An 18,961-nucleotide genomic window follows, 5' to 3' on the forward strand; every position below is an offset into this window, starting at 1 on the left:
CCGACGACGCCCCCCGGCTGATCTCCCTTCTCGACGGTGAGATCGAAGCCGACAGCGGCCAGGTCCAACTACCTCGCGATCTGGCATGGCTCGCGGATCGCTAGCCGCGACCTTCGGCGTTCTGCGCCTCATCAATGTCCGGGCCATCCGCAAGCATGCACTTCGCGCTGTACTGGCCGCGTTCGCGCTCGGCGGCGGCGTTGCCGTCGTTGTGGCCGTCATGATCGAAACCACCAGCGTCAGCACCGCTGTCGACGACGTCGGCTACCGGATCGCCGGACCCGCCCCGTTACGTATCGTCGGTGCCGCCACGCGAGGCGGCATCGGGCCCGCCGTCATCGACAGTGCGCGAGCGGTGCCTGGCGTGTCGTCGGTGGTCCCCGTCATCCGCGGCGTCGTCCCGATACGCAACGGCGACAAGCAGATCTACGGATTGGGGCTGGGAGTCGATTGCTCGGCTCAGTGGATCGTTGATCCGCGAGTATGCGAATCAGGTCAACGTGAACCACCGCCGGCGATCTCCCGTGTGCTCGGAAATGCGCTGGAGCCCTCCGCAAAGTTGGTCACCGACATGGGCCAACTCTCACTGGATAAGTTCCAACGGGTCTCGGACCTGGACACCGTCAATAACGGCCTGGTGGCGGTGTTGCCGCTGAGCATGGCCAAGCTACAGTTCGCTCGGGCCGAGCGGGTCGACATGGCATATGTCACCCTGGCGAAGGACGTCGACGCATCGGAAGTTCAAGCGCACCTGGTTGAAGCATTGGGGTCCGGCTACAGTGTCGCGCCCCGCAGCGAGCCGGTTCGCGGATTCAACATCAACGACATCCTTCTTCCCATGCTGCTGATTTTCGCTCTCGTCGCCGTCGGTGTGGGCGTGATCCTGATCGCCCAGATCACCCGCCTGTCGGTGGAGGAACGCCGACGCGAGATCGCGATTGGCGCCGCGCTGGGGGCATCGCCGTCGTCCATTGCCACCGGCTTCCTCTCCGAGGCGGCCCTCCTCGGCGCCGCGGGATCCGTCCTAGGGGTCGTCACCGGTATCATCATCGCGCATCCGATCGTGGCCAGCGCGAGCGAGCTGACCGAACGTTTTCTCGGTGTCACGGTCCCGGTTGTGCTCAGTGCGAGCGTCCTCGTTCTCGGGCTGATCGCCGGGCTGTTCCTGGCGGTACTCGCCGCTATCCTGCCCAGTCTGTCCGCGTCCAACACCCCGATAGCGGCCGAGCTGTCTGGGCGTGCGACACAGGAAGGGTCCCGCGGGTCGAAAATCTGGCTGAAAGCGGCGGCGCTGTTGGCGGTGGGGATGGCCGGAGTTGCGGCGGCGGTGCTGGCGACGTTGTCTGGCGGCCTCGAATCCTGGCAGGCCGCGGTAGCCGACGCAGGCGCGGTTATCGCCATCGTCGGATTGCTGCTGGCTACCGCGTATCTCAGTGCCGAGGCGATCAGGGTGATACGACCTCGAGCTGACCGCGCACATGGCGCGACCCTCACGATAGCGTTGAACGCTCTGCGCGGGGATCGACAGCGCACAGCGGCAATCTCAGGCGCTGTCGCTGTACCGGTAGTGGTCGCCATCCTGCTCGCCGGATTTCTCATCGCCATTCAACGGGGTGCGACGAGCGCCGCCGAATCATGGGCGGAAGGGCGGGTGGCGCTCACCACCACCGAGTTCGCCGACTACGGGCCGATCGACGCCAGATTCGCCCCCGACACAATCGCAACGCTGCGCGCCCTGCCTGCGACCGGCACGGTCGAGCGGTTGGCCGAGATCGAGATCAGCCTTAGCGACGGGTCGCTGGCTCACGTTCAAGCTCAAGATCGACCGAGCTTCCCGTTCGGCGTTCTGGCCGGACAGCCCCCGGCAACCAGTATGGCCAATAACCAACTCGTCATCGGCAGCGTGCTCGCCCGAGACAAGCACCTCCACCTCGGTGACACCCTACTTCTCGGAAGTGGGTTGAATGCTCAGGCGATGACCATAGGCACCATCGTGGCCACCCCCGAGTACGGTGGCCGTCGCATTTACCTGCCCTATGCGACTGCAGAGAGCGTTTTCGGCCCGCAGCCAGCCGGCATGGTGTTCATCACGCCTGCCCTCGGACGCACAACTGATCAACTTCTGAAAAGTGTCAGGTCGGCTTCCTTCGAGCAGCCGGTGAGGGCTGTCGACACCGCCGGATACGCGGCCGCAGTCGCCGGCTCTATCGGCCGATACCTCACGCCACTGAACACATTGAAGTACGGCTTGCTTGGCATAGCGTTCGTATCGGTGCTGTCCACCCTGCTGCTCGTCGGCTTACGGCACCAACGTGAGTTGGCTCTGCTCCAGGCACTCGGCGCCACCAGGCTCCGGGTGTTCAACATCACCACCGTCGAAGCCATCGTTGCCAGTGCCGTCGGCGGACTCCTCGCCGCAATCCTGGCGATCGCGATCGGCGAAGCCTTCCGGCGGGCCGCGATCGTCAACGTCGGCATCGTCGCCCGATTGACATTCCCATGGTCGGACGCCGCGATGTATACCAGCCTGAGCATATTCGCGGCGATCATTGCAGCCGTGATTCCCGCGTGGAAGAGCACGCGAGCGACACCGGCCTCAGAACTCCGCGATGAGTAGCCGTACTACCGACCCGCAGAGGGCCTACTCGATGTCGATCTCGTGATGCTCGATGAGGTTACGGTCCGTGGAAGTCTCGAGTAGCCTGCGGAATGCCTGCACGCTGTAGCCGGTGACGGTTGCGTCGGTGCGAGCCCGCACGGTGGCCGAGCGGGCGACGTTAAACAACGGCCCGATCTCGCCGACATGGTCGCCAGCTCTGACAACCTTCAGCAGCTCCTCGCCGCCGTCCGTCAATTCCCGAACGACCTCCAGCTCTCCGTCGTCCACGACGTAGATGAGCTCTCCCATACTGCCCTGCTCGAACAGCACCGAACCGCTTGCCAGACTCACGGTTTCGGCCTCGCGATCGACTGGGGTGAAATCTGGCACCAGCTTCACCACCCGGTCGGCGAACGGCAGGATCCGGGTGTCGTGACCGGCGACCACGACGATGCGGTCCCCGCTCGCCAACTCCCGGATGAGCCGCAGCACCTCTTCCACCTGGACATAGTCCAAGTGGGCCGTCGGTTCATCGGCCAGCAGCAGCGGCGGGTCCAACGCGATCGCGCGGGCCACCGCCACCCGTTGCTGCTGGCCGCCGCTGAGGTCACCGGGCCGGTGACTCATGCGGTCCTGCAACCCTACGCGAGTCAGCAAATCCGTGGCGCGTTCACGCGCGGCCCGGCGCGACCATCCGGCCGCCCACAGCGGCACCATCACATTCTCCAGCGCGGTCAGGCTCGGAACCAGGTTGAACGACTGAAACACAATGCCGACGGTGTGGCGCCGGTACCGGGTCAGCTTGCGGCGCTCCAGCGAAGTGACATCGACGTCACCAATTTGGATCCGACCGGACGTCGGGCTGAGGATGCCGCCGATACACGACAGCAGCGTGGTCTTCCCGCATCCGCTGGGGCCCAAGACGATCACCAGCGATCCGCCCGTGATCTCCAGATCCAGCCTGTCGATCGCGCGGACCACCTCTCCGCCGCCGCGACGGTACTCGACAACAAGGTCTTTGATGCGCAGATCACCCATGCCTCACGGACCCCCGAACGCCAGCACCGGGTCGATGGCCACCGCATGACGCAAGCTCGCCACACTGGCCAACAGGCCGATCACCACCGCGGTCGCCACCAACAGCGCGAAAGACGAGTAGGTGATCGCCACCAGCATGGGAAACAGCGGACCGAGCGCCACCGCCACCAGGCCGCCGAGCAGCGCGGCGGCCACCGCGACCAGCACCGCCTGCATCGTCAGCCCGGCCAGCACCGATCCGGTGTTGACGCCGATAGCTTTGAACACCGCGAAATCCCGGGTGCGCTCCAAGGCCGACAGGTAGACCAGCGACCCCACAATCAGCACCGCGACCCCCCACAACAGGATCGCCATGTAGGAAAACGCCATCAGCGCGCCGTGCAGTGGGCGCACCATGTCATCGACGGCAGCCTGGCGGTCCACGATGCGATAACCGTCCGGCGCCTGCGTGGGTGCACCGCGCAAGCCGATCGCGGTGACCACCCGCTGCCCGGAGAACATCAGCCGCTGCGCCCCCTCGACGGTCAAGAACGCGTTGGGTTGGCCCGCGAGAGTGGTCGACTTGTCGACGAGGCCCACGATCCGCAGCTTCTTCCCGCCGACTTCGACGTCGTCGCCGATGGAGCGTCCCAGGGTGGTCGACATGGCGACCTCACCGGAGCTCGACGGTGCCCGTCCCTTCGCCATCGGCGGCATCCCCATGCCGTCGGCGGGCACGCCGTAAACATTGATGTTCACCGGCGAGCGCTGATCCTGCAGGATGATATTGCCGTAGACCACCGGGACCGCCGACTCCACACCCGGCAGGTGCGCCACGCGTTGCATCTCGGCTTCCGGGAACCTCGCCGCACCCATGAACGGGCCCGCCGCGCCGTCCGGGATGAGGTAGGTGTCGATACCGATCGAATCGACCACATGCTCGGCTTCGACCCGAAAGCCCTTGGCCAGCCCGGCCAGAGTAAGAGTGAGCGCGAAGACCAATCCCGTGCCGATGGACGCGATCACAAACCGCCGCAGACGCCACTGCAGGTCTCGCACCGCGGTGATCAACATTCTCATGCGCACACGCCCTCGCAGTTCACCGGCACCGCAAACCTCAAACGCGTCATGGCAGACTGCCCAGCTGCCGGGTCAGTCGGTCACGGGCCGGGTAGGGCAGACTCGTCAACGCCACCACCTGTGATCTAGCCCCGAATCCGACAAGGTAGCGGGCCCGCGGCCGGCGTACGGTGAGCGCCTTTTCGACGGCAGCGGCGACGTCGTCGGCCGATCCTGCGAAGCGTTGAAACCGGCCGGTGAATTTCTTCATGCCGGCGATGTGCGCGGCATACAGATCGCGATGTTCTGGCGTCATCGCGGCTTCGGTCCGGGCAACCATCGTGTCGGCGGTGCGCCACATGTCGGTGTCGGTCTGGGCGGGCTGTACCACGACGACGGGGATGTGCCACGGCGCGAGTTCCACCCGCAGTGCGTCCGCCACGGCTTCGAGCGCGAACTTCGATGCGCAGTAGGCGCCGACCATCGGCACCGCCAGCCGGCCGTTGAGGCTGGAGATGAACACGACACGGCCCCGTGATCTGCGCAGCCGCGGCAGCACGGCCTGGGTTACCGCAAGTTGGCCGGTCACATTGACTTCCAGTTCGCGGCGGAAGTCGTCGAGGCGGATCGCTTCCAGAGGTCCGGGCACCACGATGCCGGCATTGTTGACTACTGCATCCAGTCGCTGGCCAAGCGAATCATCCAGTGCGGCAATGTGTCCAGGGTCGGCGATATCGAGGATCACGGATGATATGCGCTCGCTGTCGTCGGCGGCGACGGCTTCGGCGTCATGTTCGCTGCGGACTCCGGCGATCACGTTCCAGCCGCTGCCAGCGAGGCGTCTGACGATCGACCGACCGATTCCGCGTGACGCGCCGGTCACCAAAACGGACCGCATGGCTTCGACTGTAGTCATGGGGACCGGTCGTCTAGAACCGGTAGGTTGCGCAGCCGACCTCGACACCCGACCCGACAGCCAAGATCAACCCGATGTCGCCCGGCTTCACCTGGCCACGCTGGCGGGCACGCTGGAGGCCCAGCGGCAAGGCGGAGGTGAACGGGTCGGTGTCGGTGTCGAGGTCGACGAATCGCGATCTCGGGATGCCGATCTGTGCCGCCACCTCGTCGATGCCGGCCGGGGGCAGGTAGGGCGGGAACACGACCGCGACGTCAGCAGGGTCGAGCCCTTCGAGGGTCAGGAGTTCCTTGGCTGCCGGCGGGATACAGGTTCCGTAGACGGCGGCGAGGTCGGAGTCGCGGTCGATCCGCAGCCAACTCCGCTGGTTGCGTTGCTGGGTGTAGGTGACCAGCGCTTCGCTGTACTCGGGGTGATGCGCGAAGATGAACCGCCCGAACCCCTCTGAGCCTTCGCTTCGGCGCAGCAGCACGGCCGAGCCCATCTCGCTGATGCCGTTGAGCGGGTATCCGCTTTCCGGGGTGTTGTTTTCAATCTCGGAGGCCAGCACCATCGCATGATCGGTTCTTCCCGCCCCGATCATCACGGTGGCGATCTGACAGGCGTTGAGAAAGCCGACCGCGCCGTTGAGGACGTCGAAAGCGAACGTCTTAGGCCCGTCCGGGGAGTCCACCTCCCCGTTGATGCCGAGCTCACCGGCGACAAGGGAGGCTACCGCCGGTTCGCTGAGGTAATCGTCGCGGTAGATGCCGGCGTGGATGATCAGGCCGAGCGATGACCGGTCCAAGCTGTCATAGCCGGCCAGGCAGTCGGTCGCCGCTTGCACCGCCAGCTGTATCGAACTCGGCCGCGCCGATTGCCCGGCCGGTGCGATGCCGACACTGTCGATGCGCACCCGTGGCATCGCCGGCAACTCCTTGCGGCCGTTGCCGACCCGGGTGCGACGCTGGTGGCGGCCGTCAACCGGACGCCGCATCCGGTCGGGCAGGTCGTCGAAGGTGTACAGCGCGGTCCCGACAGTCTGTCCGGATCCGGTGACGGAGAACACCACGTTGTCTCCGGAGTTGATCCGGTTGCTGCGAATACAGTCGTCCAGCGCCACGAAATGGGTTGTGGTCGCGGTGTTGCCCCGCTCGGCCAGGTTGTAGATGGTGTTGTCGCGACTGGCGACGGTTTTTCCGTACAACCGGTTGACGGCGAGCACCGCGTCGTTGAGCGACGACTCCGATGTCTGGTGCATCAACAAGTGGTCGCAGGTCTCGGGTCGCCACCCGTGTCGCTGCATGACCGCAGCGACGTACGGTACCGCGTGGTGGACCGCGATGGCTGTCTGCGTGACGGAGTCGGTGACCATGATCGCACCACCGTGCGGACCGTCGGTCGCCTTGGCGATGCACAGCTTGGCGTAGCGGCTCAGCGTGGCCATGTCGATGTCGTGGAAGCCGACCCGGTTACCTGCTCCTTGCTCGACGACCACCGCTGCGCCGGCGTCGCCGAGCGTCAGGCAGGCCAGCCGCGGATCCATCGGCTGGTCGATCTCCCGCTGTGCCGTCTCGGTGAGGTGGCTGATGTATTCGCCGCTGACCACCAGCGCGGACCGAATCAGCCCGGTCTTCAAAAACGCATCTGCGACGGCGATTCCGGTGAACATTCCGGCGCACGCGTTGTTGAGGTCGAAACACACCGCATTGGACAGCCCGCATTCACTGCGCAGCCGTGCGGCGGTCCCGGGCTCGAAGCTGAACCGATGCCCCGGTCCGTCGCAGCGGGAGATGTTGCAGGCGATCACCACGTCGATCTCTTCGGGCAGATAGCTCGACCGGGTCAGGCAATCGGCTGCGGCGTTGCGGGCGAGGTCGATGGAGAACTCGGCGTCGCCAGCCACCCGCCGGCTCTTGATGCCGGTCAGCCGCTCCAGCGGTATCCGGACCTCGTTCACACAGTCCGCCAACACCTGCTCGGTCGAGACCGCACGCGCCGGCAGGTACACACCGAGGCTTTCGATGACGGTGTTTCCACCGTCTGGCGTGGTCGCCGCGACCGGTGTCGTGACGACCGCCGGACCTGAGTCTGCCGCCGGTTCCGCCGCTTGTTGGCCGGGCGCCGCGACAAATTTTTGCGCCGATTCGGCGAGCGGCCCGTACTCGGCGGCCAGCTCGGCGATCGTGCCGTAGACGAACATCGACTCCGGTCGCAGCGGCAGACCGGCGTCGTTCGCCCGCAGCGACACCTCGAGACTCTGGGTGGAAGCGCCACCGAGAGCGAAGAAGTCGTCGTTGACCCCGACTCGCTCCAAACCCAGTACCTCGCACCAGATGTCCGCCAGGACCTGCTCGACGGGGTTGCCCGGGGCGACGAATCCCGGCTGTGGTGCCGGCGACTCCGCAGCGGCGACTGCCAGTGCTCGGCGGTCCACCTTGCCGTTGCGGGTAAGCGGGAGCGCGTCGGTGATGGTGAAGACCGCCGGCACCATGGCAGCCGGCAGCTCGTCTAACAGAAAACGGCGCAATTCGGGTGTCGTCGGTGCGGCACCGCCGGCCGGCACGACGTGTGCGACCAGCATCGCCGAGCGGTCGTGCTGGCCGTGCTGGTCGTGCTGGTCGGAGACCGCCACCACTGCGCTCTCGGCGACGGCGGGGTGTTTGGCCAGTGCGGCCTCCACCTCACCGGGTTCGATCCGCAAGCCGTTGACCTTGACCTGATCATCGATGCGGCCCAGGTATTCGATGTTACCGTCGGGGGTGTATTTGGCCAGATCGCCGGTGCGGTACCACAACCGACCGGGATTGGCCGGGTCGGGGACGAAGCTGGCGGCTGTGGCGTCCGGCCGGTTGAGATAGCCGCGTGCGACCCCCACCCCGCCGATGAACAGTTCACCGGGCACCCCGACCGGCACCGGTTGGCGGCGACTGTCCAGGAGGTGGATGGCGGTGTTGGCGATCGGGCGTCCGATCGGGATCCGCGGGTCGCCGTGCCGGCAGTGGAAGTGGGTGACGTCGATTGCGGCCTCGGTGGGGCCGTAGAGGTTGTAGAGCTCGACCCCAGCTTCCCCAGCTTCCCCAGCACCCAACATCGTCAGGAACCGGTCGCAAAGTTCAGCCGGCAGAACCTCACCGCTGCAGAAGACCCGGCGCAGCCCGGTGCAGTCAGCGGCGCCGGGCGTCGCCAGGAAGCGCCGCAGCATCGACGGCACGAAATGCACGGTGGTGACCCGCTGCTCGACGATGGTGCTGGCTAAGTACGCCGCGTCCTTATGGCCTTCGGGTTCGGCGACGACAACTCGCGCGCCGGCGATGAGTGGCCAGAAGATCTCCCAGATGCTCGGGTCGAAGCTCATCGGGGTCTTGTGCAGCACCCGGTCGTCGGCGGTGAGCGGATAGGTGTCCTGCATCCACAGCAGCCGGTTGCGGATTCCGGCGTGAGTGTTGACCGCGCCCTTCGGCTTACCGGTGGAACCGGACGTGTAGACGACATAGGCGGGACTGGCCGGACTGGCCGGACTGGCCGCGGCCGGTGCCGGCGCGTCGATCTCGGTCGCCGCTGATCGCCGCTGGTCCAGGCAGAGCCGGGAACCAGTGAAGGTTGGCGGTAATTGGTCGAGGTGTCGGCGGTGGGTGACGCAGACCGGTGAGTCGGGCACGTCGTCGAGCATCGCCGCCATCCGATGGGTGGGTTGCGCGGAATCCAGCGGCAGGAACGCGCCGCCCGCGCGCAGCACCCCCAGCAGCGCAACCACCAGATCCTCGGAGCGTTCCAGCAGCACCGGCACCACCACCTCCGGACCCACCCCCAGGCGCTGCAGCCGACGCGCCAGATCACCGGCCCGGCGGTCCAGCTCCGCGTAGGTCAGTTCGCGTCCGGCGCAGGTCACAGCGACGGCGTCGGGAATGCGCGCCGCCGTGGCAGCGACCATTTCATGCAAGCAGTCCGGCGCCCCGGATTGCGAGTAGTCGACCCGAGTGTCGTTCCACTGCGTTATCCGGCGGCGCTCCTCATCGGTGAGCAGCGGCAGCGCCGAGATCCGCATGTCGGGGTCGCCGATGATGCCCTCGACGAGCGTGGTGAAATGCCGGGCGATCCGTTCGATCGTCGCCGCGTCGAACAGGTCGGTGTTGTATTGCAGTCCGCAATGCAGTTCGTCGTCGTTCTCGCCCGCCTGCATCAGGATGTCGAACGGTGCCCCGCCCTGTCCGATGTGGACCGATTCCAGGTACAGCTCGCCTCCTGCCTGGGCGGGTTGGTCGGAGAACAGCCGCACCTGGTCCCAGGCGAATGAGGCTTGGAAAATCGGCGTGCGGCCGGCGTCGCGCGGTGGCCGGAGCCGCTCGACGAGCAGCGGAAACGGATAGTCCTGGTGAGCCAGCGCATCCAGCACCGCGGCTTTGACCCGGCTCAGCAGCGAGAGGAACGACGGATCGTCGTGCACGTCGAAGCGCAGGGCCACCGGGTTGGAGAAGTATCCGACAACACCGGTCACCCCGGCCCGGTCGCGGCCGGCGAATGGGGATCCGATGATCAGATCGTCCTGACCGCTGTAGCGGTGCAGCAGCGTCGCGTAGACGGCGAGCACCGTCATGTAGGGCGTTGCGCCGATGGCACGACCGACCTGCTTGAGTCCGGCGGTGATGCTGCGCTCGATCGTGAAGCGGTACATGTTCCCCCGGTAGGTCTGCACCGGCGGCCGTGGCCGATCCGTGGGCAGCGCAAGCGTTGGCAGGTCACCGGAGAGCTGCTCACGCCAGTAATCCCAGAGCCGCTCACCCTCCGGGCCGTCCAGCATGCGGGCCTGCTGCTGCGCGTAGTCGACGTAACGCTCCGCCGGCGGCGCCGGCGGAGCGGCACCGTGTTCGGCTGCATACAGCCGGCGGAGTTCGTCGAGGATGATGTCGACCGACCAGAAGTCGACGGCGATGTGGTGCACCGCCAGCAGCAGCACGTGTTCGTCGGGGTCGCACTCGAGCAACGTCAGCCGCAGCACAGGACCGGTGCGCAGGTCGAAAGGACGATCGGTCTCCCGCCTGATCCATTCGTCGAGCTCGTCTGGGCCCGGACCGACGTTGTGCCGGGCGATCCGCACCGGCCAACGTGGATGGACGAACTGGACCGGCTGCCCGTCGCGCTCGGCGTAGGTGGTGCGCAGCATCGGGTGCCGATCGACCAGCGCCTGGGCGGCGCGCTCCAGCGCCGACACGTCGAGCTGACCGTGAATTCGTCCGCCGTAGACGACGGTGTAGGCGGCGCTGTCGGGAGCGAGTCGGTGGATGAACCACAGTGACCGCTGTCCGTACGACAGCGGGTATGACGACGCCGACTGCTCCGCTTTCGTCATCAGCAGCTGAGCCAGCAGCGCCCGTTTGGCTTCGGGGGACAACTCGGAGGTGTCGATGGGCTCACCGGGTTTACCGGGCTCACCGGGTTTGTCGGCCACCACCATCCTCCTTCCTGTGTGCGCTCGTGGCTGCGTGCTGTTCGTCGAGAACCTTCTGCAGCAGCTCGTCTACCGCGGCGTCGGAGAGCTCGGACAACTGGGTGAGCAGGTCGATCCCGTCGGCAGAGTCGGTTTCGAGCCCGCCGGCTTTCTCCTGCGGGATGTTGTCCTGGTCCGCATCGCCTAACGCTCGAGTGCGGTCCGGCAGCTTCGTGTCCGAAAGCTGTTCGGCAAGCCAGCCGGCGAGGCCAGCCACGCTCGGCCCGTCCAACAGCCGAGCAATTGGAACCATGATACCCAGGTCATGTTCCACCTGGATGCGTAACTCCAGGGTGATCAGCGAGTCGACCCCCAAGCTGTTCAGCGGCGCCTGGATGTCCAGCCGAGCAGGCGCCAGGCCGAGTTTGCCGGCAACCAGATCGCGCAGATACGACTCCAGCGCTGGCTGGCGCTGGTCGGCGGTCGCATCCTGCAGCGCGTCGTAGAGGGCGATTGCCGCTCCCGACGCGGCGCCGTCGTGCCGGCCGGCCGCGGGTTGTCCACCGGATGCGCTGACCCGCAGGTCGGCGAGGAGCGGCTTATCGGCGCCCAGTCGCCACCGCGCCCAGTCGATGTCGAAGACCGCTGCCTGCGTGGCCGACTGCGCAAGCAGGAAGGCCAGCGCCCGAAGGTAGTCGTCCGCCGGCATCGGCTCGAGGCCGTACCGAGCGAAGCGGCGGTGCAGGTCGGCCTGGGTGAACACGCCGAGTTCAGGCCAGACTCCCCAGTTGACGCTGAGCGCGGGGCAGCCCTGCGCTCGCCGATGCCACGCCAGCGCATCCAGGAACGCATTGGCGCCGGCATAGTCCGAGGCCCCCGGCGAGCCCAACACCGACGCAGCCGACGAGAACAGCACGAAGAAATCCAGCTGCGCGTCGCGAGTCAGCGCGTGCAGGTTCCAGGCGCCCTCGACCTTCGGTGCGAACACGTGACGCAGCTGATGCTCGTCGAGGTGCTCGACGATTCCCCCCTCGTCGACGATCCCAGCCGCATGCACCACCCCCCGCAGCGGCGGCATCGAGGTATCGACGGACTGGAGCACCGCCGCCAGCTGGTCAGGCTTGGTGACGTCGCCGCGTGCCACCACCACCTCGGCGCCACCGGCGCGCAACCCGTCGAGCGTGTCCTGCGCGGCTCTCGAAGGAGCGCTACGCCCCAGCAGCACCACATGGCGGGCGCCGCGCTCGACCATCCACGCGGCCACCACCGTGCCGACCGCACCGAGGCCACCGGTGATCAGGTAGGTGGCTTGCGCGTCGAGACGGGCCGGCGCCGTGAATGTTCCCGCATAGGTAGAGGTCTCACCCTCCTGGATGTATGGGGCGTAGCGCTCCAGTCGCGCGACGTAGCGTCGGCGGCCACGAAGAGCCACCTCGGCCTCGGAGCCGTCAGCCCACAGCTCAGCGAAGAGCGCGCGGTATTCCTCCGGGCCACCGGCCGCGGAGAGGTCGACGCGGCTGCAGCGCAGCTCCGGATGTTCGTGGTCGATGCTGCGACCCATCCCCCACAGCGGCGCCTGCGCGACCGAAACGGGCGCCGCGGCGGCAGCTACGGCCCCGGTGGCCTGCGGCGCGTCCGTGGTCTGTACTCCGCGGGTGACCAGCCACAGCCGGGGTGCGTCCGGCCAATCGGCCAGCGACAACGCCTGCAGCAGATGCACCGTGCTCAACGAACCCAGAGTGGTCGCCGACCGCAGCGACTCGAGTGACGTCTCGGCGCTCGGCGCGCCACGCAGACTCCACAGGTGCACGACGCCACGGCACGGCACTCGATCGCTGCCGACCGCCGCGAGCAGGCGGCGGAAATGCTCCGGCTGTGCCGGGTCGAGGCGGTAGCTGTCCGGCGCCGACGATTCGAGGTCTACCAGGCCCACGGCCGGCTCGACCAGCACGCAGGTCTGCGAATGCGATTCGAGGTGATCGCGCAGAGTCTCGGTGACTTCCGTTCCGTCGCTGAAGATCAGCCAGCAGCCCGGTCTTGTCGGCCGCTTGAATGCGTCAGCGTCGGGATCGTCGGGCTGTAGGGACGCCGGCCGCCAGCGCAGCTGGTAGATGCGGTCGCGCAGGCCGGTCTGCGCCGCGACCAGGTCACCGGAGACCCGTTGCAGCCGCAACCCGCGGGCCGTTGCCAGGACATCGCCGTCGCCACCCGTCACGAACACGTCGCCGGTCACCATGTCCGAGTCGGTGTCGGGTGCTGGGTGTATCACGGCATGGCACCACGCAGCACCGTCGGCCAACGCCGGGTGGGTTTGCAGCTCTGCCAGGCCGACCGGTAGATAGATGTCGCGTGACCTGGCGGCAGCGCGCTGCGGAAGCGCCGCCGCGATGGCTTGGAAGCTGGCATCGAGGACCACGGCCGTGTCGACGTCGTCGACGCCGACCGTGAAAGCCGAGCTGAGCCTGGCGACGGCCTGGCCGTCGCAGCGCCAGATCTGTTCCAGGGTTTGGAATTTCGGCCCGTACCGCAAGCCGTGGTCCGCCAGGTTCCGGTAGAACACCGATCCTGGAATGTTCTCCGTGCAGCGGGCGCGAACGACATCGACACCATCGTGTTCGCCGATCGGTGTCTGCTCACCGCCGGCAACGGTGCCGCTCACCAGCAGCGACCACCGCCCAGGGTCCGCGGGCACGCCGCTGTAGCACTCGAATGAGATCCCGGTTGCCGGATCGCCCCGCAAGACCACCTGCACGGTGAGCGGTTCGGCGTCGCTGACCTCCTGCATCCGGTGCAGGGTGACGTCACGAAGCATCGGGTTCGCCGCGTCGAAGGCCCGGGCGACCGTGGATTGGGCCAACCGCAGCAGCAGCGTCGCCGGAAGGACCGCCGCGCCGTTCACCTGGTGGTCCGCCAACACCGCCAGCAGGCCGGCACTGATCTCGACCTCGGCTAACGCCGTCTCCGGATGTGCCGCCGAGTGCAACGGCCCGCGCCACCGTAGCGAGTCACCCGAGGCGCGCTGGGCACCCGAATGCGGTGCAGCGGGTCTGCCCGCCGCCAGCCAGGAGTGCACCTGCTGCCACGGGTATGTCGGTGCGGCGATGCAGCTGCTGCCCGCTGGATAGATCTGTTCCCAGGCGACCTGTTGGCCCAGGGTGTACAGGGTGCCGAGCGAGGCGAGCATGGTCGCGCGTCCCTCGTCGTCACGGCGCATGGACGGCAGCAGCGTGACGCTTCGACCCAGGCTCTCGGCGTCCTCGCGGACAGCGGTCAGCAGGATCGGGTGTGGGCTGATCTCGACGAACGTCTCGTGCCCGGCGTCGGCCAGTCGCCGCAGTGCCGGCGAGAACCGCACCGGCGAGCGCAGGTTCTCCGCCCAGTAGTCGGGGTCGAGCAGTCGGTCGTTCAGCAGGTCGCCGGTGACCGTGGAGTAGACGGGTATCGCGGGTGCCATCGGCTCGATCCCCCGGAGCATGCCGCGCAGCTCGGCGGTGAGCGCGTCCATCTGCGGGCTGTGGGACGCGACGTCGACGTCGATCCACCGGCAGAACCGGTCGCGCCGCTCCAGTACCGCAACCAGATCGGCCAACACCGTGTGATCGCCCGACAGCACCGTCGATCGGTGGCTGTTGTTCGCGGCAATCGCGACCCGATCCTCCCAGCCGGCGATGAGTTGCTGCGCTTCGGCGGCCGTGACCTCGGCAACCATCATGGCCCCGCGGCCACGTACCCGGCGCAGCATCCGGGCGCGGGCACAGATCACCCGTGCGGCATCTTCCAGGCTCAACGCACCGGCGACATGTGCGGCCGCGACCTCACCCATGCTGTGCCCCACCACCGCGGCGGGTTCGACCCCCCACGATCGCCAGAGCGCAGCCAGCGCCACCTGGACGGCGAAGATCGCCGGTTGAATCACGCCGACATCGGTGAGCTCGCCGAGCTCGTTCCCGGCCAGCTCGGTGAACACGGGACGTCCCAGATGCGCGCTGATCAACCGGTCGCACTCTTGCAGGGCGCCGCGAAAGACCGGCTCCTCGTCGGCCAACCGCCGTCCCATGGCCTGCCACTGCGAGCCCTGGCCGGAGAAGACGAAAGTCACCGCCGGCGGGTGCCCAACCCGGCAGTGTCCGACCGACAGGCCGGGCCGGGACTCGCCCTGCCGGTAGGCGGCCAGCGACTCGAACATCGCGGCCTGGGAGTCGCCGACCACGCACAACCGGTAGTCGTGGTGGCCGCGGCGCGCGCCTGCCGTATAGCACAGGTCGGCCAGCGAGCTCCCGGAGAAGAGGGCCGTCTCGTACTCGCCGACCAGCGCGGCCAGCGCCTCGGGGGACCGCGCCGAGAGCGCCAGCAGCTCGGCTCGGTGCGAAGCGTCCGCGTCATCCGCGTCACCAGGGGCCGCCATGACCCGGATCTGCGGCGCCTCGGCAAGAACGACGTGAGCGTTTGTCCCGCCGAAGCCGAACGAGCTGACCCCGGCGACCGCCCGCCCGCCGTTGTCAGGCCACGGGGTAAGGGTCTGCACCACATCCAGCGGCAGGCGATCGAAGGGGATGTGCGGGTTGGGCTCGGTGAAGTTCAAACTCGGCGGGATCGTCCGATGGTGCAGCGCCAACGCCACCTTGATCAGCCCGGCCACCCCGGCCGCCGCCTCCAGGTGACCGATGTTGGTCTTGACCGAGCCGACTAGGCATCGGCTGCCCGGCGGGCGACCTTCCGCCAGCACCGCGCCCATCGCCTTGGCCTCGATCGCGTCGCCGAGCGCCGTTCCGGTGCCATGCGCCTCCACGTACGCCGCCGCGCCGGGCGAAAGACCCGCGCGTCGATAGGCGGCGGCCAACACGGCTTCCTGCGCTCGCTCGCCGGGTGCGATCAGGCCGTTGGTGCGGCCGTCGGAGTTGGTGGCGCTGCCGCGGATCACCGCGTAGACCGGGTCGTTGTCGGCGAGCGCGCGGCTGAGCGGCTTGAGGACGACGATCCCGGCGCCTTCGCCCCGCACGTACCCGTCCGCGCTGGCATCGAATGTTTTGCAGCGGCCCTCGGCAGACATCACCCTGGCCTTGGTGAAGTTGATCGCCAGCGCCGGCGACAGGATGACGTTCACGCCGCCGGCCAGCGCCAGCGTGCATTCCCCGTCCCGCAGGCTGCGGCACGCCAGGTCGACGGCGACCAACGACGACGAACAGGCTGTGTCGATGGCCATGCTCGGCCCGTGGAAGTCGAACACGTACGAGAGCCGGTTGGCGGCGATGCTCAACGCGTTCCCGGTGCCGGTGTAGGCGTCGACCAGCTGCGGCTGACCCAACCGCAGGTATCCGTAGTCGTTGGTGGCGATGCCGACGAACACCCCGGTGCGGCTGCCGGCCAGCCGGTCCGGAACCTGGCCGGCGTCTTCCAGCGCCTCCCAGGCCACCTCCAGCAGCAGCCGCTGCTGGGGGTCCATCTGCGCCGACTCGCGCGGCGAGATGCCGAAGAATCGGTAGTCGAAGCAGTCGATCCGCTCCAGGAAACCGCCGCGACGGCTGACCGCGGTGCCCGGCACCGACGGGTCCGGGTTGTAGAAGGCATCGGCGTCCCAGCGGTCCGACGGCACGTCGCCGGTGGCATCCACACCCTCGGCGAGCAGCCGCCAGAAGGCGGCCGGCCCGTCGGCACCCGGAAAGCGGCAGCCGATGCCCACGATCGCGATCGGCTCGTCGGCAACGGCCGGGTGGTCGTAGGCCGCTGCCGGCACGCGCGCCGCCGCATTGTCTCCGGCCAGATGGTCGGAGAGCATCTCGATCGTGGGGTATTCGTAGGCCAGCGTGGGCGAGAGCTCACGCCCCAGCCACGCCTCCAACGCCGTGGTCAGTCGGACCGCGTGAATGGAGTCCAGCCCGTAGAAGGCGAACGGGCGAGACGGGTCGATCTCGGCGGCCGGCAGTTCGAGTTCGAACGAGAGCTGGGCGATCAGCCAGTCCGCGATCTGCGCGGCATCGGGCTGCACTCGGGAGGCCAGTGCGACCGGCTCGGCCTTCGGCTGCGACTTCAGCGGCGCGCGCCACTGGGTGACTACCGGAAGCTCGCCGTCGAGGAACCGCTGGCGGCAGGCGCTGCGCGCGATCTTGCCGCTCGACGTGGTCGGCAGCTGCAGCGGCTCCACCAGCACCACGGCGTGGACCCGGATCTCGTGACGCTCGGTGACCGCCGTCCGGATCGCTTGGATGATGTCTGCGAGCTCAGCCGCACTGACCTGGCTGTGATTCACCTCTTGGGCGACGACGAGCTCTTCGGCTGCGTCGGGTTGTGGTGCTACCGAGAAGACCGCGCCCCGGCCGGGCATCAGCGCCGGGTGGCAGTCTTCGACGGTGAGCTCGATGTCGTTGGGGTAGTGGTTGGTGCCGCGGATGATGATGAGGTCCTTGCGGCGCCCGGTGACGAATAACTCGCCGGCGCGCAGGAAACCCAGGTCCCCGGTGCGCAGGAACGGGCCCGCACCGGCGTCGGAAGCTCCGGCGAGATAGGCCGCGAACGCCTCCTCGGAGCGCTCCGGCGCTCCCCAGTAGCCCTGCGCGACGCTCGGCCCGCCGACCCAGATCTCGCCGACCCCGTCCGGTGGGCACTCACGGCGGGTCTCCGGATCGACGATGACGACCCGCTGGCCGCCCTGCGGCCGGCCGCAGCCGACCAGCGTTGCGGCGTCGCCCTCATCGACTTCCACGACCCGGTTCTGGCCTAACGCGGCGCGGTCGATGTGCCGCACCACCGGCACCGGCGAGTCCGACCCCCCGGAGACCAGCAGCGTCGCCTCCGCCAGCCCGTACACCGGAAGAAACGCCTGCGGGGAGAACCCGGCCGGGGCGAAGGCGTCGGCGAAGCCCTGCAGGGTCGCGGTGCGCACCGGCTCGGCACCGCACAGCGCCGCCCGCCACGCGGACAGGTCGAGCGCGGCGCGCTGTTCGGGCGTGCTGAGTTCGACGCACAGGTCGTAGGCGAAGTTGGGTGCGGCGCTGATGTGGGCGCGATGCCGCGAGATCGCTTCCAGCCAGCGCATCGGAGCCTTGATGAACACGTTCGGCGGCATCAGGACGGAGGTGCCCCCGACGTAGAGCGTCTCCAGGAGACCGCCGATGAGGCCCATGTCGTGGAAGGGCGGCAGCCAGAACACGCCGGTCACGTCCATGTCGAACCCGGCATTCCACGCCTGCCGGATGGTCTCCAGGTTGTGCATCAGGTTGCCGTGCGTCAGCACGACGCCCTTGGGCGAGCTGGTGGAACCCGAGGTGTACTGCACCATCGCAGTCGTGCTCGCGTCGATGTCGGGGGCCACCCACTCCTGCCCCCCGGCCGTGTCCGCCGTGTCGGCTGGGTCCGTGACACACCACCGCAGCGGGCGCCGGCGGGCCAGCCCGTCCACCGTGGTCTTGATTCTCGCCTGTACCTCGGCGGTCGTGAGCGCGAAGTCGGGTTGCACATCGGCGATGATCGACTCGACACGCGGCACCAGGTGGTCGCGCGTCGGCGGATGCACCGGCACGGCGATCGCTCCCGCGTACAGGCACCCGAAGAAGCCGGCGATGAAGTCCAGGCCCGGTGGGCAGAGCACCAAGACACGCTCACCCGTCGCGCCCTGCCGCCGCAGGTCCGCTGCGATCTGTCGCGCACGGGCTTCCAGCTCCCGATAGCTCACCCGGCTGCTGTGTTCTTCCGCACCGTCGCGGGAGAAGCTGAACGCGATCTTGTCCCGGCGTCGTTCGGCGCGCTCCCCTAACAGGTCCACCAGGGTGTGCGGGATGGGCTGCGCTGTGGGTGTCGTGGGTGTCGCGGGTCCGGTGTCCTCGTGCTCACCATGCGCCGTACCGCCGGGCTGGTTTTCGCTGCTCATGCCTGCTCTGTCTCGCTCCCTCTCGCGTAAAACGCTAACAGCAATCGGTTTGAGAATGCGTCGTCGGAGTGGATCGCCGCCTGCCTCGCTGTCACGATT

6 protein-coding genes are annotated in these 18,961 nt (G+C 67.8%); 1 reads left to right on the top strand and 5 read right to left on the bottom strand.

The window, feature by feature from the left end:
* Positions 1-85: 85 nt before the first annotated feature.
* Positions 86-2,617, top strand: a complete 2,532-nt coding sequence (locus tag AC2VOP_RS01955) for an ABC transporter permease (RefSeq protein WP_486959401.1) — start codon at positions 86-88, stop codon at positions 2,615-2,617.
* Positions 2,618-2,641: 24 nt separating this feature from the next.
* Here the strand turns inward: AC2VOP_RS01955 and AC2VOP_RS01960 are convergent, their stop codons facing one another.
* The 5 genes from AC2VOP_RS01960 to AC2VOP_RS01980 are packed head-to-tail and all read right to left on the bottom strand — an operon-like array spanning position 2,642 to position 18,862.
* Entirely contained in the window at positions 2,642-3,637 is a 996-nt protein-coding gene (locus AC2VOP_RS01960) for an ABC transporter ATP-binding protein (RefSeq protein WP_486959402.1), read from the bottom strand.
* 3 nt (positions 3,638-3,640) lie between these two features.
* Positions 3,641-4,690, bottom strand: a complete 1,050-nt coding sequence (locus tag AC2VOP_RS01965; protein WP_486959418.1) for an ABC transporter permease — start codon at positions 4,688-4,690, stop codon at positions 3,641-3,643.
* 52 nt (positions 4,691-4,742) lie between these two features.
* Entirely contained in the window at positions 4,743-5,573 is an 831-nt protein-coding gene (locus AC2VOP_RS01970) for an SDR family NAD(P)-dependent oxidoreductase (RefSeq protein WP_486959403.1), read from the bottom strand.
* A gap of 31 nt (positions 5,574-5,604) precedes the next feature.
* Entirely contained in the window at positions 5,605-11,019 is a 5,415-nt protein-coding gene (locus AC2VOP_RS01975) for an amino acid adenylation domain-containing protein (protein ID WP_486959404.1), read from the bottom strand.
* Complete coding sequence (locus AC2VOP_RS01980; RefSeq protein ID WP_486959405.1) at positions 11,000-18,862, bottom strand: type I polyketide synthase; 7,863 nt, start codon at positions 18,860-18,862, stop codon at positions 11,000-11,002. The genes AC2VOP_RS01975 and AC2VOP_RS01980 overlap by 20 nt, the downstream gene beginning before the upstream one ends.
* Positions 18,863-18,961: the final 99 nt, after the last annotated feature.

This window comes from Mycobacterium sp. TH-M106 (assembly GCF_057473765.1).